Here is a 24,686-nt window from a genome sequence, read left to right on the forward strand (position 1 = left end):
ATCATCGGATCTTGTTACAAAACTTCCCTTCGGTTATATTTCTGTTAACAAAACTTGCAAACAATGAATCCGTTTGAAAAAGACAATGACACAATGTCTTCCTTTCTCTGACGAAAACTCATCAGTTGCACAAGTTGATCATAGGAGATATTTATGAAAATAGCAATCATCACCGGTGGTAGCAATGGTATTGGAAAAGCAACAGCTCTTGAACTTGGCAAACGAGGAATCAGTGTGATCCTCACTTACAATTCTTATAGGGACCGTGCAGAAGAAGTAGTCAAAGAAATCGAAAAACAAAGCGGGGTAAAAGCTGTTGCTTTAAAGTTGGATCTAACGAAAAAAGAAACCTTTCCAATGTTTGTTGATGAGGTTAAAAACAAACTTTCACACATTTGGAACCGAACTAGTTTTGATTATCTAGTAAACAACGGTGGGATTGGTGGGCCAATGGTATTTCAAGATTTAACCGAAGAATACTTTGAGCAAATTCTAAATACCAACTACAAAGGCCCTATCTTTTTAACACAAAAGTTAATTGGTCTTATGGAAGATGGTGGTGCCATTGTCAATACATCCAGTTCCTCTAGCACAAAAGCTTTTGTAGGTTATTCCATTTACGGATCTTTAAAGGCTGCTTTGACTACTTGGACTCGTTACTTAGCAAATGAATTGGCACCTCGTAAAATTCGTGTGAACGCCGTATCACCTGGCCCAACACATAGTAACTTCGGAGATGGAGTTTTTGATAAATACCCAGAATACATCAAACCTTTGGCCGATCAAACTGCCTTTGGTCGTATTGGATTGCCAGAAGACATAGGGAAAGTCATTGTCAATTTTTTATCCGATGATTTTGGATGGGTCACTGCCCAAGACATTGAAGTTTCGGGAGGACATTTGTTATAAAATTTAAAAAGAAATAGCCCTCTTTGAATAAGAGGGCATTTTGCAATTGTTAAATGCTCAAAGGTAACATACCAAATTCCAGATTGAACTCAGGAAAAACTTTGGTTTCTTTTTGTATGATTTCAAAGTTGATTTTACTGCTCCACACATAAGATAACGGATGGAGCATTACAACTTCCTAATGTTGAAGTAAAGACGGAAACGCTATTTGCGGCAACACCAGCATTGCCAGTTCCTGTGCCATCCGTCCAACGATTGCAATGGTTATTTGTCCGAGTTGTCCAACCACCTGTTGCAAGACCCGTTAATGTATTTGTGAGCACGTTTACATCCACATGTGCCAACTGTGAACTGAAAATTCCGACACTATCGGTAACCGTAAACTTTGTTGAATCTGCGGCTCTAAAATAGGATGTATTTGGCTTTAAAATCCAATCCACATGTTCGGAAATTCCACCGCTACAATTTGACGTCGTACAGGCAACTCGATTCACATCATCCACAAGGAATGCTTTGTAGACTGCTCTTCTTGGAAATGGTGGTTTTTTAGGATCACTCATACAAATCGCATCCGCTCCAGCGATCCCAGATCTATTTCCATCATAGGTGTTGCCTGTCGAATAAAACCGACATTCGGTACAAACGGGAATCGCTGTTTGGCAATCAGAACTTTGCCCCGTGAGACAAAGGAGTACTTCGTTTGCTCGGAAAGAATCGGATTCAAAATCTTTTGGATTATTGAGTTCTGGTTCAGTACAATGGATGAAAGCGACAAGTACGATGAGAAGTCCGAAACGCATCCATACATTGTATCCTGACTGAATTTCCAATCAACTAAGAATTCCATTCATTCCTATAGAATTTCTCAACTTGTGTTTGGTAAGATTATATATACGAAAACAATTGATCAATAGAATCACTTGAAGTTTCATTCATTCAATCCAAGATCAATGTTCATAACCAAATATTAATTATGCGTAATAGAAAATAAAAAAACAAACAAAAGTTTGAATTTGAATCTTTGGATTGTATTCATATCAAAGGAAACAGAAAAAAGCAGTGTTCGGCAATTAATGGTTTATCTTTTGGGGCGTTCCCAATCTTTTAGAGCATCCACTTTCATTTAAAATGGGTCAGGCTCCTTCGGGGTCCGCTTACGCTCCCGTCCCCCGCCATCTAACGATGGCAGGTGACCTAGCCCTCCGTATCCTTAACGCGGTTTTATGGGTATATAAACCAATTCTTCTGAACTAGGATCTTCATTTTTGTATTTTTCACCGAGAATTTCAAAATGTGGTCGATTGTCCAAATCATATCCTGAATTAGGAAACCATTCTCTAAAAATCCATTGGAAAAACGGGCCTGCTTCACTTGCTAGGCCTTTGTAAAGAAATACACTATAAAGACCCGCTGGAATTTCCAAAACTTCCATTCCCTCCGGCAAATCGGTAAAGGAAATAACTTCAACTCCTGCCCATTTGGTAAAAATACGATTTGGATTAAAATTTTGAAAATAATCAATAGGATAAACTGACAAAGAAATCATTTCCTTTGAAACTCGGTTTTGAATGGAACCAATAGAAGGAACAAAAGATTTCCATAAAACTGGCGTTACACTTGCAGCCAAAGACATTTCTATTTTTTTACCAACTAAGTATTTTTTCTCTATCGAGGTAATTTTCGAATCCATAACCAATCAATTTTTTTATGACTCAATATTTCAATCAGGATTCATTATACGATCTCAACCACAATATAAAAAATCCAAGAATTGACACTTCCCTGAAAGTCTCGATGATATTAACAAAATTCTTGACCAAATCAGAAAAGGGCAATACAACTTCCGAAATGATCACTCAACCTCAAAAACCCTCTGCTGCCTTTATTGGCGCTTCCTGGCTTTCTCTCGTTATTGGTATGTTTACATTCATCGTAGGAATTTGGAACGCCGACATGATGTTAAACGAAAAAGGTTTTTATATTACGATTTTAATGTATGGATTGTTTTCTGCCGTTTCTTTACAAAAAACTGTAAGAGACCAATTGGAAGGTTTATTTGTTACCGGTATCTATATTGGATTGTGTTGGTTTTCCGTCGCTTTGACTCTCTCGCTACTTTTCATCGGACTTTGGAACGCAACTCTCGCCTTGAGTGAAAAAGGTTTTTTTGGAATTTCTTTTGTTCTCAGTTTATTTGCTGCCGTTGCTGTTCAAAAAAACGTCCGTGACTTACGAATGGCCGAAGGAAATATCAAACCAGAACTTTCACCAAAAGACAAAGCATAATTGATTGAACGAAATCAATCCATAAGGTAAGCAAATGACATCAAACAAATTCGAACAATCGCTAGAGAACGGCCCTCATAAACTATTACAACAACTCCTTGGCCACTGGAAAGGGAACACTAAGACCTGGTTTGAAAAAGATGTTTTAGCAGATGAATCGGCTGCTGAAGTCACCATCACTAGTTTGTTTGGTGGTCGTTTCATTTCTCTGGATTACCACAGTAGTTTGGAAGGCAAACCCTTTGAAGGTAAAATGGTCATCGGATTCGATATCCCCTACAAGAGATTCACAAGCTCCTGGATCGATAGTTTTCATATGGGAACTCAAATTATGTTATCTAGTGGAGAATCAATAGGAAATGGATTTTCCGTTCTTGGTTCTTATGGTAACCCAGAATATGGGGAAGCCCTTTGGGGTTGGAGAACTGAAATTCAGTTCCTCAGTGATAAGGAATTTTCTCTAACGGCCTTTAATATCTCACCCGAAGGCGAAGAAGCAAAAGCGACGGAAACATTTTATAAAAGAGTGGGATGATTTGTTCCAAATTCCAACGGAGTGAACTAATTATTTCCGTCCCCCGCCATCTAATGATGGCAGGGGAAAAAACCCTGTGTATCAGCTAGCACAGAATTGTAAGTTGTATCACAAATCCAAATTCTACTGTTGTCTACCCTCAATGATTTGTAACAATATGACAATCGCAATCCCCATTCTTCGATCCAGTGCACTGGCAACATCAGAAGAAAAATCGATATTGAATTGTGGAACAAAAGGATTAAAAGTTTGTTTTAAAATTCCTACCTGATTCTTGTTGATTGTAATGAAAAACGATTGGGGAATTAAATTCGTTAAAAACCGACGAAGAATCGCTTTTAACATACTATCCTCATCAATCGAACCAACTACTTGATCCTTTATATCTAAAATTTCCCAAGAATCTTTTAGGATAGATTTAAATCCTTTTCTACGAAGTGATCCAATTGCTTCATTCGAAGTAAGATCTACCACATCGTAAGTCGCAGAAAAATCAATCACACTGCGTGCTTTTATTTTTAAGAGTTCTTTTGATTTTGTTTCATCGGCATAAACTGTAATGTCTTCTTTTAATTTAAAGGCTTTCTGTTTTACGAAAAAGAGAAGATTGTTTTTGTTTTCATCAAAGATGCGAATTTCACCACCAAAAATTTTCAAAAAACTTTTTTTAGCAAAATATTTGTTAAATGTGTACTGTTGCATAGGCCACGATTGTATCGAATCTCAGACAAACTCAAGTCAAAAAAATATTTAAAACTGCCTATCGAATTACCAAAAACCCCAAAAAATTACTTTACAAAATTAAACGAACGATCGTACTTTTAATTATGGGTAAGGGTGAGGACACAAAATCAATGATTTTGGACAAAGCAGTCCAGATGGCAAGCATCCAAGGTTTGGAAGGACTCACCATAGGATCTCTAGCTGATGAATTGGGAATGTCCAAAAGTGGGCTCTTTGGAAAATTTTCGTCCAAAGAAAACCTCCAAATCGAGGTGCTACGAGTTGGAAGTGAACTCTTTCGAAGGAATGTAGTGTACCCTGCACTTAAAACAAAACCGGGATTAACGAGATTAAAAACAGCCTTTCAGATGTGGCTGTCTTGGGCGAATACGGATAGCCTACCCGGAGGATGTTTGTTTTTGTCATCTAGTTCGGAATTTGACGATAGGCCCGGCGTTGTGAGAGATCATTTGAAGAAAACACAACTCAGTTGGCAGAAAACACTAAAACAATTTGTACAAGATGCGAAAGACACGTTAGAGTTAGATGCAAATACAAATGTAGACAAAATGGTACAAGAAATTTGGGGACTAATCTTAGGTTTTCATTTTTATAACCGGCTTTTGGAAGACAAAAACTCAGAAAAAAGAACCAAACAAAGTTTTAACGAATTAATCAAACGACACCAATATAATATTTGAAAAGGAATAAAGTCAGAATTTTATTAAAAGAGGATTTAAGTTATGGAAACAAATAGCACGATCGTTCGTACTTTAAACAGAACCTATCCATTCACCATGGAAGAAAAATGGGCCTTCGCCAAAAGAAAACCGATGTTCTTTGGTTATGTGGCCGCTGGTTATTTTTTATCTACACAAAAACAAAAACCTTCCAGAAAGGAAATGGATGTGTTAACACTGGCAGAACAAAAAGAGTTTCAAGAGAAGGAACACCGCATCCAATACTTTCATTGGAAAGGAGAAAAAGAAACTGTTCTTCTGGTCCATGGTTGGAATGGGCATACGGGAAATTTTTCACGAATTGTTCCTGCTCTTGTAGAAGAAGGTTATAACGTCATTGGAATTGATTTACCTGGGCACGGATTTTCTTCTGGTCGATATTCAAATATTGTTTTATCTGCGAAGATGGTACGTAGACTCGTAGAACAAATAGGAAATCCCGACTATATCATTACACATTCATTCGGTGGAGCTGTTGCTACCGTAGCACAAGAATTAGGTGTTAATGCAAAGAAGTTAGTTTACATTGCTCCACCTTTACGGTTGGAAATTCTTAGAAAAAGTTTTAGTTCATACTACCAGTTGACAGAAGAAGAAAGTGAATCCATGCGACTCGTTTTAGAACGAAAGGTCAAACAACCTCTCAGTAGCTTGGATTTAGGAAAAGCAGGTCCAAAATTTGATAACTCCCTACTTGTAATTCATGATGAAGATGATTTGGAAATTCCATTTGCTATGGGACTTGCGGTTTCAAAAGCATGGAAAAATTCCAAGTTAGTGCCAACAAAAGGCCTCGGCCACAAAATGATTTTGAGAACCGAGAGTGTAAAAGATGAAATCATTGGATTTTTAAAGGGGATTTAGTGGTAGATTCTTACATATACCAAACCAAAAACAAATAACGAAAAACGAAAAACTAATTAGAAAAGAGTCTAAGTTAGTCGTTATTTGTCAGGATGGAAGTTTGTAAATTTAGAACTAACTTTGGCTCATAGATGCCAATTTGTTCGCTTCATCTTTGATCATTTCGATATGTTCTTCTAGGTCTTTGGAGGCACGGCTGATTTCGTTGACCTCCATTTCTAGTTGGACAATCCCTTTTGATGCTTCTTTCTGACCAAGCAGCTGTTCTTTGGTGGATTCGGAAATTTGTTTGGATAGTTCTCGAATTTGTCCCAGTTCCGTTAGAATCGCCGAGAGAGTATTTCTTTGTTCAATATACAATCGGTTCATGTCTTGTATTTCGACCAAAGTTTGGTTCAAACGGTCAATTTGGGATTTTGCCAACTCCCCTGTTTCTTTGGATGCATTTCTAGCATTGGCAATGATTTCTTTTGAACTTTTAACAACGACAGAAATTCGTTTTACGTTGTTTTTTGTAAACTCGGCTAGTTTACTAACTTCATTTGCCACAACGGCAAAACCTTTTCCAACATCTCCAGCCCTTGCCGCTTCAATAGAAGCATTTAACGCCAGTAAGTTTGTTTTTTCCCCAATTTCGGCAACGATGTTGTTGATTTCGTTTACCTGGTCAAAGGAAGATTGGATAGATTCCAAATGAGTTGCCGTTTGGTCAGCAACTTCTGTTACAGACATACTTTCTTTTTTGTTGATCTCTGCAATTTCTACAAGTCGTTCACTTTGAACAAGAATTTGGTCCACGGTTTCTTTTAGGATTTCCGTATCCGATACCATTCCCTGAACTTTACTGTTTTGTTCTTCAATCGAAGATCCATTCGATTCAAAAGAACTGGAGAGTTCAGAAATGACTGCAGTGATTTCTTCTAAGGAAGCAGCTTGCGATTCTAGTTTAACGGAAGTTTGGGACACAAAATTACTGAAGTTAGTGATAGAACTTTCGAGTTTTACTGCTGCATTTGCTGAAATTTTATTTCTATCTTTGGTTTGGTTTAAGAGAAGTTCTGCCTCATCCGCTTTGATTTCAGCAAGGGAACTAATTTTTGTTAGGAGTTGAACTAACAAACTAACGATATAACCGGCAATCATTATAAAAACGGGTTTGAGAACTTCGCCAGCCATACCGACATAACCCATTTGACGTGAGAGTTCTGGGTCAACGGAAAGTTTAATTCCCCCAATGGTTACAGCACAGTACAAAGCAATGGCCGAAGTCGTAGCACCGATAAATGAGTTTAATAAAACAAATTTACGATCACCTAAAAATCCAGAATAGATGGCATTGAAAAAGTAAATAAAATAAACTGCTGCATTGGCAAGTGCTGCTTGTGCTTCTTTTAAACTGAGAGTACAATCCATAATGATGGTTCCACCAAGGACTATTGTATCTAGTAATATCAATGATTTATGAAACCAAGTGGGAGGGTTTGATTTTCTTTCTAAAAAATATGCAACGGCACAATAGAATGCCATGGTACATGTTCCGATCATATGGATCATAAACATCTTTGGTTGGAATTCGTCCTTGGCTCCGATCATTGCAAGAAAGAATAAAAGAACCAAACCAAATCTGATTCTGTTGATGATGATTTTCCCTTGTTTCCAAAGATCTGCGATCGTTAACACTAAATACCTCGATTCATTACATCACCAGAATGGTGATTAGGCGCAATATTTTATTGCTAATATTCATCTACGGATCAAAATACCTTGAAATGATCTGTATTTTACTATTTTTATAAGAAATTTACATTTTTTAAACGAGAACAAACAGTACGGGCCTACAAACCTCCTCCCGCGCATAGGCCATTAGATAGAATCTAAAACCTTATTTTTCTCTTTTCGCAAAAATACGAGGTGATTGACTCAGCCAAAACGAAAAGGATGGTGGGGGAAATTTATGACGGCAGGTTATTCCGGAAAACCACTCGTTGAAAAGTTAGGGATCAAAGAAAATATGGTCCTGCATTTCATCAATCTTCCCTCCAAAGATTTTACCAAAACCTGGGGCAATTTTCCCAAACCAATCCAGATCCTAGAGAAACCAAAATCGGGAATGGATATGATTCACTTTTTCACAACTGCATCAAAAGAGTACAACGAAAAGTTACCAAAACTAATCAAATTCCTAAAACCAAATGGGATGATTTGGATTTCTTGGCCTAAAAAAACTTCGAAAATTCCTTCTGATATGAATGAAAATCTAATTCGCGATTTTGCCTTGGAGTTGGGACTTGTCGACGTCAAAGTTTGTGCCGTAGATGAGGTGTGGTCGGGATTAAAATTGGTCATCCGAAAAGAAAATAGATAACAAAAGAAAACCAATCCATCCTAAGATGAAAAAACTTAAAAACGAATTATATTCGTTTTAAGGCTTCAAAATCGGTTCCAACGATTCCGAAAATAGAGATAGTTCACAAAATCGAATCCCAAAAAAAAACGAAAAAGATTTGGGATAGAAAAAATTAGTACAAATCGTCCTTATATGTGGTTTGACAAATTAGTTCGAAGGATCATGACATATGATTCTATTTGTTTTTGTTAGGATAGGACAAAATGAAATTCAATAGCCTAAAGATCGTTATCATCACCCTGAGTGTTTCCGTCATAATGGTTTTAACCTTAGGGATATCGTCGTTTGCGTACTTTATCGGCAAAGAATACATTGTCGATGCTTACATAGGTGAGATGAAAAACGTTGCAAGGCTCTCCGGCAAACACATTCAGAATTTTTTTGACGAACAATTTCTTTTAGCTGAAATGACTGCCTCTAATCCTGAATTTGCAGAACGTTGCATTAAAAAGGATCGCAAGTACCTAGACCTTCTCCTAGCCAATATCAGTCAAAAATTTGGGTTTTACGAGAATGTATTTTTGTCTACTGCCGAAGAGAACCCAATGGTTTTTTCTGATGCCACGGGCAAGGCCATTGGATTTCGATGGGGCAACACTGGTTTCGATGCAAATATCAAAGCCGTTCTAGAAGGAAAACCTCTTTTGAGTAAAGTGAATCGTTCCCCTGTGACCCAGGAGCCGGTTGCCGTATTGACCATGCCTGTGTTCCAAGGCAAACAAGTGGTGGCAATCTTTGCTTTTGCAATTTCTCTCAACCATCTCACCGATGAAGTCGTAAAGGATGTGAAAATTGGGAAAGAAGGTTTTATTGCGATCACAGATAAACAAGGCCAAGTCATTGGGCATCCCGATAAATCTTTAATCTTAAAGTTGGATCTTCAAAAGTTAGATTGGGGAAAAAAGTTACTCGCTCTAAAATCAGATGAACATATGGAATATTTCTTTGGCAAAGATAAAATTGCTACTGTGATAGATGTCGGCCAATACAATATAAGATTGGCTACCATTGCTTCCAAAGGTGAAATTCTTACCGTTGTTCATGATATGTTATTGAAGATAGGTATCTTTGCCTTTTTCATTTTGGCTCTTTCTGTTTTTGCATTGTATAGATTGATCACCCAAAGACTCAAACCCATTGCAGGACTTAGAGACCTTTTCAAAAAAATGTCTTCTGGTGATTTAAGCCAATCGCTAGCAATCATTCATGATGATGAAATTGGAGAACTAAGTGGCGATACCAATCTCTTTTTACAGAGTCTTCGCAAGAGTGTATCAGAGATTCAATTTATTTCTCAGGAGCTTGCTTCCAGCGCAGGACAACTTTCTTCTAGTTCTGATAGTTTTTCTGGAGGTGCACAAGCAACGGCAGCTTCCACCGAACAAATGTCAGCGACTGTAGAAGAAATGTCAGCGAGTATGGAAAACATTACTGGTTCAATTGATATCCAACATCATAACATTTCTCAATTTCAAATTAAAATCCAAGAACTTGCGGATAGTGTCAAACGAGTGGCTGACGAAATCAATTTGACTTTAGGTCGAATGAAATCCATATCCAACCAAGCAAAAGAAGGCGAACAGTCGCTAACTGGTATGAATGATATGATCAGCAATATTTTAAAATCATCGGACGAGATGAAGGCTATCATTGCCATTATCAACGAAATTTCAGACCAAACACAACTATTGGCACTCAATGCAGCCATTGAAGCGGCTCGGGCAGGAGATGCCGGTAGAGGATTTGCTGTAGTAGCGGAAGAGATTTCCAAACTTTCCATTCGAACTGCATCTTCTATCAAATCGATTTCAGAAATGATCGGCAAAAACTCGAAGGAGTTGGATGGTGGGGCCAAAAGCATCCAGTCTTCCACATCTCTCATCCAAGAAATCATCCGAAACATCAATGGAGTTTCCGCAGCAATGGATTCCCTCTATTCAGTTATGGGCTCTCAAGCAGAAATCAACCAATCAGTTTTAGAAAACTCAATTGTTGTGAAAGGGGAATCGGACCAAATCAAAGTGGCTGCAGATGAACAAAGAGGAGCCGTCAGAGAAATTACCGATGTCATCACCCAAATCAACGAACATACCATCAACACGGCTGCTGGGGCGGAAGAAATGTCTTCTTCTGCGAGAAATCTTTCTAACACGGCGGACAAATTGAAAGGGATTTGCGACCAGTTTCAATTGTAGGAAACAAAAGCGGAAGGGATCGTAGCGGAAATCCTTTCCGCAGGAAAGATTGGAGCGGAGAGCCCGGTCCGCGCCAAGCGGAGCCGCCTAACAACCAGATTAAAATTTCAATTCTTGCCAAAACAAAATCGTGATCTTTTTGTAATAAATTTCCTAATGAATTATGACAAACCGAGTTTTTGCTAAAAAAACGAACAAATTTGACCCTATCACGGGGCCTGTAATCAAATTGTAACATTCCTGTCATCCAATCCCAACAGTACTTCAATACGTTTGTAACCAGACTGAAACATTGCAATGGAAGAGAACCTCCACTGTCATAAATCCAAATCAGTCATGACTAGAATCGAATGAAGACCATCTCAAAAGCCATTTTGGCCATCCTCATCTTTGTAGGGACGGTTTCTGCGGAACCAGAAGCTCCCCAAACAAAAGAAATGGGTCCTGCAGGAACCACAACGACGGAAGCCAAAGAACATAAAAAAGAAACTAAAGAACCACAAGCGAAAGTTTACCAAGAACTCTACGAAGACACAGAATCTGGCCAAATATTTACCAAACCCGGCCCCAACCGAGTGAAGGTAGAATACAACCGTCCCTTGAAAAACGGGGACATCACGACCCTTCCGGACGCCTTTGCTCATAGGCCCGATGATACAGCCAAGGAAAAACTCACGATTTATGGTCGGATCCAATTTCGTGGTGTTTCTGGATCCCAGGACTCTCTTTTCAATAACGGACATCGTGATTTTAATACCGTGGATTGGAACTTCAGAAGGTTACGGTTAGGAGCCCAATATGAAAACGATTGGTGGGGAACAAACATCCAACTCCGTTTGGAAAATATGCTCAACCGACCTGACGTGGTCCAAACAACCAGTACTTTAAATTATTTAGATGCCAATGGTAGGCCAGCGACTACCAGTTATGTGACAAATACTAGATTAAAAGACAATCGTGGTTATATTCACGAGGCTTTTGCTTATGCAAAAATTCCTTATGGTGGTTTACGATTTGTATTTGGTCAATTGCCAACTCAATTCAGCAGAGAGTATTTACAATCTTCTGCTAACTTTGTCACTCTAGAACGAAGTATGATCGTGAATGCCATCCCACAATTTGATAATGGTGTGATGATCCAAGCAACTCCACTTAAAGAAATTGATCATAAATGGGAAAGATACTTACAACTTTCATTGATGGTGAGTAATGGAAAAGGGGGTGGTGGTGACTACGGAACAGGAAGAAGACAGGATTTAACTACTGCTAACCGATATGGAGCAGTAAACACTTCGCCTATTTACTACGCTAGAGCCCAAGTAAACGTGTTTGGTGGACTCAAACGAGAGTCAGATGGAAAAACAGTCAACTGGCAAGAAGGAGAGGAAATTTTCCAACGTGAATTAAAATGGTCTGTGGGTGCTGGTTACGTCCAAACACAGAATTTAATTACACCTGCACTTTATGTTCCGGAATACACTCCAGGGACTACTAGTGGAATTCAATTGTTAACAGCGCAAGGTTCCAATCCAGATCGAGGAAGTTTGGATGCGAACGGAAATCCTAATTTTTTGGTCCAAAACTCTGTGCCAACTTTGGCTCGGCCAAAAATGGGCCTTGTAGGTCATACATATGATAGTACCTTTACTTACAAAGGTTTCTATTTATCTGGCGCCTATACAAAGTTCGGTGGAGCCGCTTCCAATGATTTATTTGGATACCACGGAACGATTGGTTACAACATTCCATTTTTGGATCGCTACTACATTATGCCAGTATTTAAGTATGAATATATCCAAGGAGACTTCAATCGAAATGGAAAAGTGGATCCTACCGATTCATTACGTGTGTATTGGGCAGGTTTGAACTTGTTCGGTGACAAACACCATTTTAAAGCTCAACTTTATTACCAAGTCCTTGGCAACCAATTTGATGTAAATCCGAGCACAGGAAATGCAATGCCGATTGATGACAGAAGAGTTTACCTGCAATTCCAGGCGAACTTTTGGACCGGAGTTGTTTCTCCTGAAGCTTACAGTTATAGACCAAACTAAGAGGAACTCAAATGCATATAAAATCAAATTTAATGATACGATTATTGATCATCTTAGTGGTTTCTCACTTTGTTTGGAATTGCCAGTCGAAAGAACAAAACAGAGAAGATATCTCTTCACTAGTGATTAATAATTTACTCAATGGTGTCGCGGATCGAAATAAATCACTGGTGGTGATGGAAGTTGCAGATCTTGGAGGATCGTTTACTGGAACCTGTTTTGATACATTTCAGTTGAACGGAGGAAATATTGGGCCAACGGCTTACTTCAATACTCCTCAAGGAGGTGCAGGTGGACTTCTAAATACGAATATTAAAAAGTATGCAGTCTCTACTTCCTCTTGTTCCGATTTAGGATTTGCAAGTGGAACAAATTTTGGATCTACTTCACAAAGGCCCAATCCGAATGATTTGTTTACTTTCAAAATGTTCACTTGTGATCCAAATAACAATCCTTGTACGAAAGCAGCAATTACTGCATCAGGATTTTGAATTTAAAGAAAACATAAACCAAATAAGGTTCTCATCACAAAAGGATAAAATCACTATCCTTTTGTGAATTTTGTAACGATCTCAACCTAGTTAAAACAAGTGATTTCATTGGAAAAGAAGTTACTGTTCAGAAATAACTTAGGTTCGGCTTTGTTCTCACTCAAAAAAAGATAGAATTGAAACTTCTATAGAAGAAGATATCGTCCGGCGAACGTATAGAAATCAAAAATGCGTTCGTTATTGGAATTAGATTTTTTTATAGGAATCGATGAGGATGAATTATAATAACGACTACCAAATCGTTTTAGGTCTTATCTTAGCACTGATGATCTTCGGTGTTGCATTAGAACTTAGGTTCATAGCGTTTCGAGCGGTATTACAACGACCTGTATCGGTTTTCGCCGGACTCATTGGTCAAACCTTGTTTTTACCATGGATCACGCTCCTGATCACTTTATTACTTGATTTACCTGCAGGAATTGAGTTGGGGATGTTACTCGTCGCAGCAAGCCCTGGTGGGAACCTGTCGAATATCATTACACACTTAGCACGTGGGAACACAGCACTTTCCGTTAGTATGACGGCTGTTTCGAGTGCCTTTGCAATCATTACTTTACCACTTAACTTTACATTAACGGCACATAGTAATCCAGTTACAAAAGCTATGATTTCGGGAACTGGAGAATTACATATTGATAGTCTGATGATTGTCAAAGGTTTAATTATTTTACTCTTACTTCCTTTGGCACTAGGAATGTCGATAGGCAATTTTGCAACAGGATTGGCTCATAAAATTACTCCATTTTTCAAACGGATTTCTTCGGTTATTTTTTTGGTATTTTTAGTAGTGGCTGTCGGTGGCAACTGGAAAGTTTTTTTAGACAACATTGGATTTGTTTTTCTAATTGTTATCTTTCATAATTTAGTTGCTCTCATCATTGGTAATTTGATTGCCCGTGCCTTCCAACAAGACGTATCAAATCGACGAGCAATTACCATTGAAGTGGGAATGCAAAATTCTGGTCTCGCCCTTGGACTTATTTTAACACAATTTCAAGCGGAACCAAACATGGCTTTGGTGGCTGCTTTTTGGGGAATTTGGCATATTGTTTCTGGGCTTTTGTTAGTTTTGTTTTGGCGAAAATTTTCTCCAATTGAAGGACCTTAAGATTGAGGGTTTTAATCACTGGGGGTGCCGGTTATATCGGCACTACGCTCATCAAACATATTTCAAAACAATTTCCCGACTGGAAAATTCTTACTACAGATATCAGGCCACTCCAAGGTTTGGATCCAATTACAAATTTGGAATTTCAAACTTTAGACATTAGCCAAAGAGAGGAGGTTCTTAAATTAATCCAAACATGGAAACCAGATTCCATTGTTCATCTTGCATCTATTCTTAATCCACCTCCAGGAATGAGTGAAGCCATCCAACATAAAATTGATGTCGAAGGCACAAAGAATGTGTTAGATGGTGCTATTTCATCTAATACCAAACAAGTGGTGATCACAAGTTCTGGAGCGGCTTATGGATATCATAAAGAAAACAAAGAATGGATTGAAGAAACAGATCCTATTCGCGGACATTCCTCTTTTGCTTATTCCAGACACAAAAGAGAAATTGAAGAAATACTTTCCCAATACCGTACTAAGCACCCTGAACTGAAACAACTAATATTAAGACCAGGGACCATTTTAGGAACCACAGTGAATAACCTAATCACTGATATGTTCCGAAAACCATTTGTTATGGGTATTTTTGGATATTTAAGTCCGTTTGTCTTCATTTGGGACGAAGACGTCATCCAAATCATCACCAAAGGGATTCTTGAAAAAAAAGAAGGTGCATTTAATCTTGCAGGTGATGGGGCAATGACTCTCAAAGAAATTAGTTCTATGATCGGGAAAAGATACATTGCCATTCCTGCCTTTTTATTACAATCTGCTCTGTTTATATTAAGGTTATTACATCTCACACAATATGGCCCGGATCAAATTGATTTTTTGCGTTACCGGCCCGTTTTATCTAACAAACAGCTAAAAACTGTCTTTGGATATACACCAAAATTCACATCGAAAGAAACTTTCATTTTATATTTAAAAGCCAAAGGAGTCCCTTACTATGAAACTTAAACATATTTTATTCTTTGTTTTGTTCGCCTATGTTCCGTTATTTGCCATTGAAATAGAAGTAAAAGATTCTTCTGGAAAACCTTTAGACCTTGTAATGGTAACAGTGAAAGCCGAAAAACCACAAGTGCCACCGCGGGATGACCATGGTTATCCACCGGAAGGTTTGGAATTTACAATCACTCCAGAAGTGACTATGTTTACAAATCCCAATGGACGAATCAATCTACCTTTTCCTTATGCACCGTCTGTGATTGTTCGATTGCGAAAAATTGGATATAAAGACCAAAACCTAAGAACCTTTCCATCAAGCTCGTACCAATCCTTTCGAATGGAGAAGGTTGTGGACATCAATCTTCTTGTAAGCCAATATCCTTCTAATAGTTGGGTGGCCGCTCTCAATTTCGGAGAAGATAAAGACTTAAGGAAAACCTATTTAGAACAATGTGGTTTTTGCCACCAACAAGGCAGTTTTTTTATGCGACGTGCCTTTACCGCTGGTGACTGGGAAGAAATCATCAATCGAATGATGGGTTATGGAGCAAGGCCCCATGGCAAAGCCAAAAAAAAGCTCCCAACTCTTTTATCCAATGCTTATATCGATTTACTAAAACACCCAGAAAGGGTACAACCTGGCCGGGCCTGGGGAAAAGAACTTCACGGTGCTGTCATCAGAGAATGGCCAATGGGAGATAGTTTTTCCCAAATGCACGATCTACTCTACCATAAAAAAACAGGACTAGTATATGTCGGTGATAACATCCAAGACAGACTTTGGGAAATTAATCCTAACACTGGTAAAACGGTTGTTTATAAAGTACCCAAACAACCGGACGACGAATTGGGTGGGCTCCTACCAGGAAGGTTACGTTCGTTTCAGAAACACGAAACCTATGTTGGATTACATTCACTTGCAGAATCACCTGTTGATGGGCATATATTCATTACACCTTCTCTTCAAAAACGAATCACGGAATTTGATCCAATCACAAAAAAGTTTACTGACCATATGTTTGAGGATGGATTGTATCCGCACACTGTTCGTATTGATGACGAAGATCGTGTTTGGTTTACTTTAGCACTTTCAAACCAAATCGGAATGTTTGATCGTAGATCAAACAAATTCAAAAATTATACCTTACCAGCTAGAACGAAAAAAGAAAGTTTTAGTTTATGGATTAGTGGATTCATTGTGAAACTTATGAATTGGGGATTCCCTATGCATCTATTGCCTGTGGATGAACGAGTGAGTGGAATGCCACTACCTTATGGAATTGACATTGCGCCGAATGGAAATGTTTGGTTCACTCGTTTGCATGCTGATACTATTGGAGTGATCAATCCGAAAGATGATAGTTTCCAATTGATTGAAACTCCATTCCAAGGGCCAAGGCGATTAAGAATCGATAAAGACAACCACATTTGGATCTCAGCATTTCCAGAAGGTTCGATTGCAAAGTATACGCCCGAAGATGGAAAATTTAAACTGTATCCTTTGCCAACTGCCATTGACGGCGTAGAAACTCCTTATTCTCTAAACGTTGACAGACCAAGAAATATCGTTTGGGTGAATGGTACTTCGTCAGACAACCTCATGGCTATGGATATCAAAACAGAAGAATGGAAAGTATATCCAATGAGTCGAAAGGTAACCTTTACAAGAGATGTTGAATTTGGACCTGACGGCAAAGCTTACACTTGTAATGGTGCCTTTCCAAGTTGGCAGATTGAAGATGGCCAACCAACTCTAATGGAAATAAAACAATCAAAATGAATACAAAACAAGAATACAACCAAGGACAAATTGTTCGATTTTTGATGGCTTCATTTTTGGGATTTTTAGCCGGACATCTAACAAACTACAGTGTTATTTTATATGCGCAAGATGTTTGGAATGCTGATGCGCTAGCTGGAATTGGATTTGGATTATGTTTTGGCGTTCCCCTTGTCCTTGGTTGGTTTGCAGGCGCCTGGTGTGACTCCTATTCTCCACAGAAATTAGCGCAGGCTGCCCATCTTTCCTTTTTAATTGCTTTGGGATTGTTACATTTCTCATCGCAATTGGAAGGCCAAATTTCAATCGCTTTATACTTGTTTGGTGCTGCATTTGTTGGTATGGGTTGGTCAGTGCTTGCTCCTGCTCGGATGTCGCTTTTGGGAAGGCTTGCCGGTAACCGCCAGGTAAATTTGGCAGTCGTTTTTAATATTTTAGTAATGCTTGGATTTGGAGCAGCGCCCCCTATCTTAGCCTTTTGTCGAAAAATCCATTCCTGGGAAATGGTTCACCTAACTGGAATTACTTTATTTTTAATTGCAATGGTTCTTCTTTTGGGAATTAAAACAGATGGCCTCGGAAAGTCATCTTCTGCATGGGATCGAATTTTAAGAGGAGTATCTTACGCTAAAAATCACCCTCTTCTCAAACAAACCTTACTCTTTTCTATTGTTATCTATTGTTCGATGGGGCCTGTACAAGTGATGATGCCCCGGTTTGCCAAAGGAGTTTTGGAACTTGGGGAATTAGAGCGTGGTTTCTTTTTAGGAGGACTTGCTCTTGCTCTATTACTTGGCGGGGGAGTTTCTTTGAAACTAGCTAAAAAAGTTGGTTATGGGAAGATGATTTTCCTTGCAGGACTTTTTTGTGGATTGGGTTTTTTAGGAATAGGATTTAGCACGATCGTATGGGTTTCTGTTTTGTTTTTGTTCATAAGCGGATTCGGTGCTGGTGCAAGCATTAGCCTTATCGTTGCCATTCTTCAATCAGAAGTTACCACTGAGTATAGAGGTAGGCTTGTTAGCCTATATACAATTACAAGCCAAGTAGTTCCTGCGGTATCCGGATTATTGTCGGGACTATTACTTGTAAAAGTTTCGATTACGGCTGCTGTCATTTCTGCAGGAGCCATAATCACTTTCGTTGTAGTTTTAAGCTTTATCCGATTAAACACACTCAGAAATTATAAAGTTTAAATCACCATTGTTGGTACATTTGTTCAGCAAAACCAGCAATGTCTTTCACTTCTAATTTTGTACCGTTGTCAAGAACCACATAACCGTTATAATGCCCAAATGCTTTATTCAAATATGCTTCCGTTTTCAATAACTCTAGAATTTCGGAGAAAGTAAAATTTTGGTACAATTGTTTCAAGAATCCAATCATTCCCATTAAATCAATGTCCGAATGTAGGAGATACACCGGTGTAAATTCTAATTCAAGTCGTCCTTCATTACTAATAAATTTCCAAGGTTTTTTATAATCGGTTACATCGTATTTCCAAGTGACTTTATCTAATTTATGAACCTTTCCTTTGTATACAATTCCATTCTCTGTGGCTTCTGTTGGAGTTCCAAATCCATAACCCAAATTCAAACTGAGTAATTCCCCTTGGACAAGGCCAGCACCTGCGGCCCATAACCATTTGTTTTTTTCAGGCCAAGTTCCTCTTCCCCAATCCAAGACAGCATAACTTTTATTATCAAATTCATAGGTTGTATTGTTGTATTGAATGGAACCTTTGCAAAGCAAACTAGGCATTTTATATTCATAAAAAAATGTAGATTCCGAAAAAGGAGTAATGACAGCTAGTGCCTCTGAAGCTTTTTCTTCTAATTCCAAACTACCTAAAATAACCTCTGATTTTGAATCACCGATGATAGAGTATTCAATAAGTCTTTTTCCTTTTAATTTTGTAATCCGAATGAACTGATCTCCTTTTTTGAATTCAATTGGATCGATCGTATTAGTTGGGAAAAAAATCTCACCTGGTCTCACTAATTCTGTTTTGGAAAAAATAATTTTTCCTGTTGAAAAATCTAAAAGTTCAATACTTCCCATGGCCAAATTACCAATGTCGGTTACTGTAACAGCTCCACCAAATTTTTCATTATAGAACGTATAATGTTCCCATCGTTTGTAGCGTTTTGGATCCACTTTAATATGAGATTCTTCAATTTGAAAATATGGATATCTCGACCAACCAGATATATTTAGTTTTCCATCAGCTAACAAAAGAGAAATTGGACTTTTAATTTCTTTCTGAATGGTGGGTTCTGGTCCGGGTTCAGGAATCAGAATGATTGTTTTCCCGTGTTGGTCTACAATTTGACCAGGTTCTAACTTTGCATTAGAACAATTGAATATACAGAAACTAAGGAATATTATTCCTAAGATACTTACCAGTTGTGGTTTCAATTGAAACATGTATGTTCTCCAAAGATATATATCTTATCTTAAGATTCACTCAAAGTCAATAACTCTTGCGATTGAAACCTAATTTGTTCTACGTATTGCTCCAAATTTCTGGAAGCATTCGAAATTTGATTCACCTCATCTTCTAAGGCAAGAATCCCTCGATTGACTTCAGTTTGTCCTGAAATTTGTTCTTTTGTGCTAAATAAAATTTGAGAGGACAAATCATTGATTTCATTCAGACGACCTAGGGTATCAAAAATAATTGTTTTTTGTTTTTCAAAAAGTTCGTGCATATAACTTACACGTTCCATTGTTTTTTCTAATTTTTGAATTTGATTTGTAGTTAAATTCCCAGTTTGCATAGAAACTTCAGACCCATAAAGAATAAACTTTCTGGAATTTTCTACTACCTCAGAAATGATTTTTGCATTTGTGGCAGTGAAGTACGCAAGTTTGCTTACTTCGCTTGCGACTACTGCGAATCCTCTTCCTACATCTCCAGCCCGCGCAGCTTCTATCGAAGCATTAAGTGCAAGTAAGTTTGTTTTTTCACCTATCTCTGCTACGATCTGATTGATTTCATCTACTTTATCAAAAGAAGATTTTATTGAAGTTAGGTATTCACTGGTCCGTTTTGAAACACTTGCAATTTCGGTTGTTTCTTTTTTGTTTTCAGTCGCTAACAAAATCAATTCCTGATTAATATCACTGATGGTAACAACAAGTTGATTTAAATCATTCGAACCTGAAAATAAATCAGTAATTTTAATGTTTTGGTTATTGATGATCTTTGCATTGGACTCAAATGAAGAAAAGAGTTCCGTGTTGATAGCAGTCACTTGTTCTAAAGAGGCTGCTTGCGATTCTAATCTTTCAGCAGTTTGTGAAATATAATCTCCACAATGATGAATAGAAGATTCTAAATTTTTTGCCGCATTTTGTAAAAGTTTTTTTTGTTGGATAGACTTTTGTAATAATTCTTCGGATTCTTTTGCTTTTTCAATTCCTTTGTCGCTGATACGAATCAAAAGAGCAATGAGTCTTGAAAGTAAAACTCCACTCACGATAATAAAAATTCCTTTAACAATTTCTGCAGAAGTACCTACATATCCAGTTTGAATATATAATATAGGATCTTCTGTTGGAATCAATCCACCATATGTTACGGAAACATAATAAGAAAGGAACACACCCAATCCAGCAAAAAATCCATTCAATAAAACAAACCATGGATTTCCTAGAAATCCGGAATAAATTAAATAAAAATAAACAACGAGTAAAACTGCTGTATTGTTCAATGCAGACTTTGCTTCAATGGGTCCCATGCTGCAATCAATTGATGTATTAATTAAATGAATGCCTATATCTAAAATAATTAACAACTTATGGAACCACTCTGGAGGATTACCATATCGAAGCCATAAAAAACAAACTGAAGCATAAACTCCCATAATGATTGTTCCAGACAAATGGATCAAAAACATAGCGGGAGGCATACTATCTTTTGTTCCTAACAATGCGGTAAAAAAGATAAAAAACAAAACAATACGAATTCGATTGACTGTTTCTTTTCCATTCTGCCAAAGAACTTCAATGCTCATCATTAATTTCCGGTAAAAACTGGTTTACGATGATTAGCGAAACTTTCCAAAGCTTCTTTTAAGTCTGATGATCCTAACAACTTTGATTGTAAGTCAATCTCTAGTTCTAAACTTTGATCCAAAGGGATTTTGTCTCCTTGTTTGATAATCTGTTTGGTAATAGAAATGGTTTGTGGAGGCAATGATTTGAATTTATTTACAAACTGAGATACTGTATCATCCAAACTCTCAGGAGGAACTACTTTGGTAACTAAATTGTATTGTAGAGCTTTTTCCGAATTGAATTTATCACCTAACATTACAATTTCATTTGTGGCTGCAATTCCTGCATTTCGAGTGATCCGATTCGTTCCCATAAGAACGGTTAATCCTAATTTTACAAGGGGAACTGAGAATACAGATTTTTCGCTGGCAATTCGAAAGTCGCAACATTGAGCCAACATAAAACCACCACCCATACAAAATCCTTGTATTTTTGCAATTGTAGGTTTAGAAATATTTTCAAATGTTGTAAAACAACTTTGCATCTCGCGCATATGCGTTTTAAATTCTTCTGCTTTGATTTCAGCTGCTTTGTTTAAAAGCTCAATATTCACTCCAGATGAAAAGTGTTTGCCTGCACCTTCTAAAATGATGGCCCAAACTTTATTGTTGTTCTCTAATTCTTTACTCAAACTTTTTAGTTCAAAAAGAGAATCCATATCCATCACATTCAAATCATTGGTTTGTAATCTGACTGTCGCAATTCTATCCTCAATTTCTACATTCCAAGATTTATACATATTCCCCACCTACTTGCGATACATCGATTCAATTTCGTTATGATACTTTTCTTGTACTCGATTCCGTTTCACTTTTTGCGTTTGAGTTAACTCGTCGTGGATTACGAATGGATTTTGTAAGATAAAAATATTGGTAATTCGTTCAAAAGATTTGAAACCATTTTTATCGGACACAAATCGTTTTACTTCCTCTTTTATTAACTTTAATATAGTCTCTTCTTCATTAAAAATACAATTGTTCAAATCCAAAGATATTGACTGTAAGTTAAGGTAAGATTGCACTTTATCTAAATTTAATAAGATAAGAGCTGATAATGATTTTTTATCTTGACCTACAACGACTGCTTGATCTATAAATTCACTTTGTTTCAAACAAATTTCAATTGGCTCCGGCTCTACATTCTCTCCACCAGAAAGAACAATTGTATCCTTTGCTCTACCAGCAAATTTTAAATTTCCTTGTGCAGTATAAACAAGTAGATCACCAGAATTTAACCAACGATCAGCTGTTAACACTGCCTTGGTTTTTTCTTCTTCCAGGTAATAACCCTTCATATTATGAAATCCATGATGGTGGGCCACACCTTTGATTCCTGGTTTCGTAATTTCTTTTCCAAATTCATTAATTAATTTGATAGTCACTCCATGAATCGGTTTTCCTACATTCCCAACGGAAAAATCGTTATAGTGCCTTATAGTTGAAACACCAGAATTCTCAGTCATACCGTAAACTTCTAATATAGGCATCCCAATCGCATACATAAAACGATCCACTTCCGCTTGCAAGGCTCCTGCACCGGCAAATGCATAGCGCAACCTTCCACCTAATACGGATAATATTTTAGAAAGCACTAATTTTGAAATAGGAAGTAACGGAAGATAAATTATAAGTTTAATCAAATGGAAAATTTGAGATAAAACTTGAAGGAAAGTTTTGGATTCATTAAGGCGAGGAATTCGATCGAAAGCCTTGTCATAACAAAGAGAAAAATTCATTGAATTCCAAACGAGTATCTTCAGAAAATATTTTTTGAATAAACCACTTTTGTGAATCGTATCTTTGATTTTATCGTAAAAACTTTCCCAAACACGAGGTACAGTAAACAAAATAGTTGGCTTTGTTTTAGCTAAATCTTTTCCAAGTTCAGGAACACTAGTAAATGCAATTTTTATACCTGAATAAAAACAAATAGTCTCAAAGATTCGTTCTCCACTATGCCAAGGTGGTAAAAATCCTAAAGTAACATCACCTTCACCAACTTGTACTCCAGTATTGCGAAACTCCGCCACTAAAGAGTTAATTTCAAAAAGAATACTTCCATGAGTCAACATAACACCTTTAGGTTTTCCTGTTGTCCCTGATGTATAAATGATAGTCGCTATATCTTCTTCCTGAATTTGTTTTCCTCTCTTATGGAAATTTTCATCGTCTATTGTGACTCCATATTTTTTTAAATCAGAAAAATTTAAGATTGGAATTGCTAAATCAGTTTTTTCACTTTTTGTTTCTCCAAATAGAATGATTGTTTCTATTTTTAATTTTTTTAATTCTGGAAGAAACTTTTGCAGAGCTTTTTCTGTTTCAATAAAAACGATTTTACATTCAGCATGATTTAAAATATAACCGATATCATCAAGTGTCGCATCCGTCCCGCGAGGTACATCAACACAACCAATATTTGTAATCGCCATGCTCACTTGTAGCCATTGATGACCCACATCGGCAATAATTCCTATGCGGTCCCCCGCTTTAGCATTTAGATATAACAAACCCTTTGAAATATTTTCAACATTTGAAACAAATACGTTATAACTAATATCTTGATATTCTTTTTTATGATCTTTAAAACTTTGTGCTGGTAGAGAACCATAAAGGCGTTTCCCTTCCTGTAACAAGTAATACAAAGTTCTTTTTTCTAGTTTAGGAACTTTCATAATTATCTCTAAACGTTTATGTTCATATGATCTAATAAGATTCTATCTTTTAGCTTTTGAGGCAAAAAGCGATTGAGTCCCAAAAAGAAAGTACTCATAAAATCAACTTGGTTGAACAGTTTCGGTCGGTTCGAAATAATAACTCTTACAATCCTTTCGGCTGCTTGTTGTGGATTTGTGGCCGAACGAATTAAATCATTATCTCTATCAATAAACCGCACGCATCGCTCAAAATAAGGGGAATCTTTTTCTGGTAACTTTTGTGCCTTGGCAGCAAAATTCGTAGACACTTGCGCAGGTTGTATCATCGCTACTTGGATTCCAAAAGGACTTACTTCATAACGCAATGAAGATACCATCCCTTCAATCGCAAACTTAGTAGCTGAGTAAATCGACTCAAACGGAAATGGGACTTGTCCTACTAGCGAAGACATAACAACTAGTTTTCCTTTATTCGACTTTCTCATTGAAGGAATAAAGGCTTGGAGTAATCTCGCACAACCAATGACATTGATATCAAAACATTGTAAAGCCTTGTTTAAATCTACCTCTTCAAAAGGACCAAAAAAACCAATTCCTACATTTGAAACAACGGTATCGACTGTTCCAAATTTTTTTATTACATTGTCTTTAAACTTCAAGATTTTTTCAGATTCAGTAATACTGAGTGTTTCTAGATGAAAACTTGCGTTTAACTTTGTTAATTCAGATGACAAACTATCCAAGTGTTTTTTTTCAATATCAAAACCACAAATAGTATATCCTTTTGCAGCCAACATGAGAGAAACTTCTCTACCCATCCCTTGCGCAATTCCACTAATAACAATTACTTTGCTCAT

22 protein-coding genes are annotated in these 24,686 nt (G+C 37.3%); 13 read left to right on the plus strand and 9 right to left on the minus strand.

All coding sequences use genetic code 11. The features are described from left to right. Nucleotides 1-153: 153 nt before the first annotated feature. Nucleotides 154-909, plus strand: coding sequence for an SDR family NAD(P)-dependent oxidoreductase (locus CLV96_RS10400; RefSeq protein ID WP_004786174.1), 756 nt, complete (start codon nt 154-156; stop codon nt 907-909). 134 nt (nt 910-1,043) lie between these two features. Here CLV96_RS10400 and CLV96_RS10405 read toward each other — a convergent pair whose 3' ends face one another. Beyond that, nucleotides 1,044-1,739, minus strand: coding sequence for a DUF1554 domain-containing protein (locus CLV96_RS10405; RefSeq protein ID WP_243836461.1), 696 nt, complete (start codon nt 1,737-1,739; stop codon nt 1,044-1,046). Between the two features lie 380 nt (nt 1,740-2,119). Next, nucleotides 2,120-2,599 carry a GyrI-like domain-containing protein gene (locus CLV96_RS10410; RefSeq protein WP_004785861.1) on the minus strand — a complete coding sequence of 160 codons (480 nt, stop codon included), beginning with the start codon at nt 2,597-2,599 and terminating at the stop codon, nt 2,120-2,122. Between the two features lie 158 nt (nt 2,600-2,757). Here CLV96_RS10410 and yiaA point away from each other — a divergent pair, with 158 nt between their 5' ends. Next, a complete protein-coding gene (gene yiaA / locus CLV96_RS10415) occupies nt 2,758-3,195 on the plus strand; it encodes an inner membrane protein YiaA (RefSeq protein ID WP_051012799.1) in 438 nt (145 codons plus the stop codon). Between the two features lie 34 nt (nt 3,196-3,229). Next, on the plus strand, nt 3,230-3,730 hold the full coding sequence (locus tag CLV96_RS10420) for a DUF1579 domain-containing protein (protein ID WP_004787638.1): 501 nt from the start codon (nt 3,230-3,232) through the stop codon (nt 3,728-3,730). A 123-nt stretch (nt 3,731-3,853) separates the two neighbouring features. Here CLV96_RS10420 and CLV96_RS10425 read toward each other — a convergent pair whose 3' ends face one another. Beyond that, on the minus strand, nt 3,854-4,432 hold the full coding sequence (locus CLV96_RS10425; protein WP_004786834.1) for an LURP-one-related family protein: 579 nt from the start codon (nt 4,430-4,432) through the stop codon (nt 3,854-3,856). 125 nt (nt 4,433-4,557) lie between these two features. Between CLV96_RS10425 and CLV96_RS10430 the strand changes: the two genes are divergently transcribed. Next, nucleotides 4,558-5,154: a TetR/AcrR family transcriptional regulator gene (locus tag CLV96_RS10430; RefSeq protein ID WP_020776978.1), complete on the plus strand. Its 597-nt coding sequence runs from the start codon at nt 4,558-4,560 to the stop codon at nt 5,152-5,154. A gap of 42 nt (nt 5,155-5,196) precedes the next feature. After that, a complete protein-coding gene (locus CLV96_RS10435) occupies nt 5,197-6,057 on the plus strand; it encodes an alpha/beta hydrolase (RefSeq protein WP_004784748.1) in 861 nt (286 codons plus the stop codon). Nucleotides 6,058-6,171: 114 nt separating this feature from the next. On the opposite strand, the gene CLV96_RS10440 is transcribed toward CLV96_RS10435, so the two are convergent. Then, nucleotides 6,172-7,737 (minus strand): methyl-accepting chemotaxis protein, encoded by a 1,566-nt coding sequence (locus CLV96_RS10440; protein WP_004786588.1) that lies wholly within the window; start codon nt 7,735-7,737, stop codon nt 6,172-6,174. Nucleotides 7,738-8,011: 274 nt separating this feature from the next. Here CLV96_RS10440 and CLV96_RS10445 point away from each other — a divergent pair, with 274 nt between their 5' ends. The 8 genes from CLV96_RS10445 to CLV96_RS10480 all read left to right on the plus strand — a co-directional run bounded on the left by CLV96_RS10445 (nt 8,012) and on the right by CLV96_RS10480 (nt 18,307). Then, on the plus strand, nt 8,012-8,422 hold the full coding sequence (locus CLV96_RS10445; protein ID WP_004785322.1) for a DUF3052 family protein: 411 nt from the start codon (nt 8,012-8,014) through the stop codon (nt 8,420-8,422). Nucleotides 8,423-8,667: 245 nt separating this feature from the next. After that, nucleotides 8,668-10,659 carry a methyl-accepting chemotaxis protein gene (locus CLV96_RS10450; RefSeq protein WP_004787094.1) on the plus strand — a complete coding sequence of 664 codons (1,992 nt, stop codon included), beginning with the start codon at nt 8,668-8,670 and terminating at the stop codon, nt 10,657-10,659. 350 nt (nt 10,660-11,009) lie between these two features. Next, the gene (locus CLV96_RS10455) at nt 11,010-12,713 is read left to right on the plus strand and encodes a porin (RefSeq protein ID WP_004786593.1); all 1,704 of its coding nucleotides are present in this window, start codon (nt 11,010-11,012) and stop codon (nt 12,711-12,713) included. Between the two features lie 11 nt (nt 12,714-12,724). Next, on the plus strand, nt 12,725-13,204 hold the full coding sequence (locus CLV96_RS10460; protein WP_004787559.1) for an LA_3150 family lipoprotein: 480 nt from the start codon (nt 12,725-12,727) through the stop codon (nt 13,202-13,204). 274 nt (nt 13,205-13,478) lie between these two features. After that, nucleotides 13,479-14,372 (plus strand): bile acid:sodium symporter family protein, encoded by an 894-nt coding sequence (locus CLV96_RS10465; protein ID WP_004784972.1) that lies wholly within the window; start codon nt 13,479-13,481, stop codon nt 14,370-14,372. 2 nt (nt 14,373-14,374) lie between these two features. Next, entirely contained in the window at nt 14,375-15,340 is a 966-nt protein-coding gene (locus CLV96_RS10470; protein WP_004786178.1) for an SDR family oxidoreductase, read from the plus strand. Continuing rightward, nucleotides 15,330-17,111: a Vgb family protein gene (locus CLV96_RS10475; protein WP_004785340.1), complete on the plus strand. Its 1,782-nt coding sequence runs from the start codon at nt 15,330-15,332 to the stop codon at nt 17,109-17,111. Before CLV96_RS10470 ends, CLV96_RS10475 begins: the two co-directional genes overlap by 11 nt. Next, a complete protein-coding gene (locus CLV96_RS10480) occupies nt 17,108-18,307 on the plus strand; it encodes an MFS transporter (RefSeq protein ID WP_004786753.1) in 1,200 nt (399 codons plus the stop codon). The genes CLV96_RS10475 and CLV96_RS10480 overlap by 4 nt, the downstream gene beginning before the upstream one ends. Nucleotide 18,308: 1 nt before the next feature. On the opposite strand, the gene CLV96_RS10485 is transcribed toward CLV96_RS10480, so the two are convergent. The 5 genes from CLV96_RS10485 to CLV96_RS10505 are packed head-to-tail and all read right to left on the minus strand — an operon-like array spanning nt 18,309 to nt 24,686. Further along, nucleotides 18,309-19,538: a DUF2804 domain-containing protein gene (locus CLV96_RS10485; RefSeq protein ID WP_004787402.1), complete on the minus strand. Its 1,230-nt coding sequence runs from the start codon at nt 19,536-19,538 to the stop codon at nt 18,309-18,311. A 29-nt stretch (nt 19,539-19,567) separates the two neighbouring features. After that, nucleotides 19,568-21,133 carry a methyl-accepting chemotaxis protein gene (locus CLV96_RS10490; RefSeq protein ID WP_040917215.1) on the minus strand — a complete coding sequence of 522 codons (1,566 nt, stop codon included), beginning with the start codon at nt 21,131-21,133 and terminating at the stop codon, nt 19,568-19,570. Then, on the minus strand, nt 21,133-21,912 hold the full coding sequence (locus CLV96_RS10495) for an enoyl-CoA hydratase/isomerase family protein (protein ID WP_004786318.1): 780 nt from the start codon (nt 21,910-21,912) through the stop codon (nt 21,133-21,135). The genes CLV96_RS10490 and CLV96_RS10495 overlap by 1 nt, the downstream gene beginning before the upstream one ends. Before the next feature lie 9 nt (nt 21,913-21,921). Next, a complete protein-coding gene (locus CLV96_RS10500) occupies nt 21,922-23,847 on the minus strand; it encodes an AMP-dependent synthetase/ligase (RefSeq protein WP_004787291.1) in 1,926 nt (641 codons plus the stop codon). A gap of 8 nt (nt 23,848-23,855) precedes the next feature. After that, complete coding sequence (locus CLV96_RS10505; RefSeq protein WP_004785648.1) at nt 23,856-24,686, minus strand: SDR family NAD(P)-dependent oxidoreductase; 831 nt, start codon at nt 24,684-24,686, stop codon at nt 23,856-23,858.

Origin of the sequence: Leptospira meyeri, from assembly GCF_004368965.1 — a bacterium.
Lineage (GTDB): Bacteria > Spirochaetota > Leptospiria > Leptospirales > Leptospiraceae > Leptospira_A > Leptospira_A meyeri.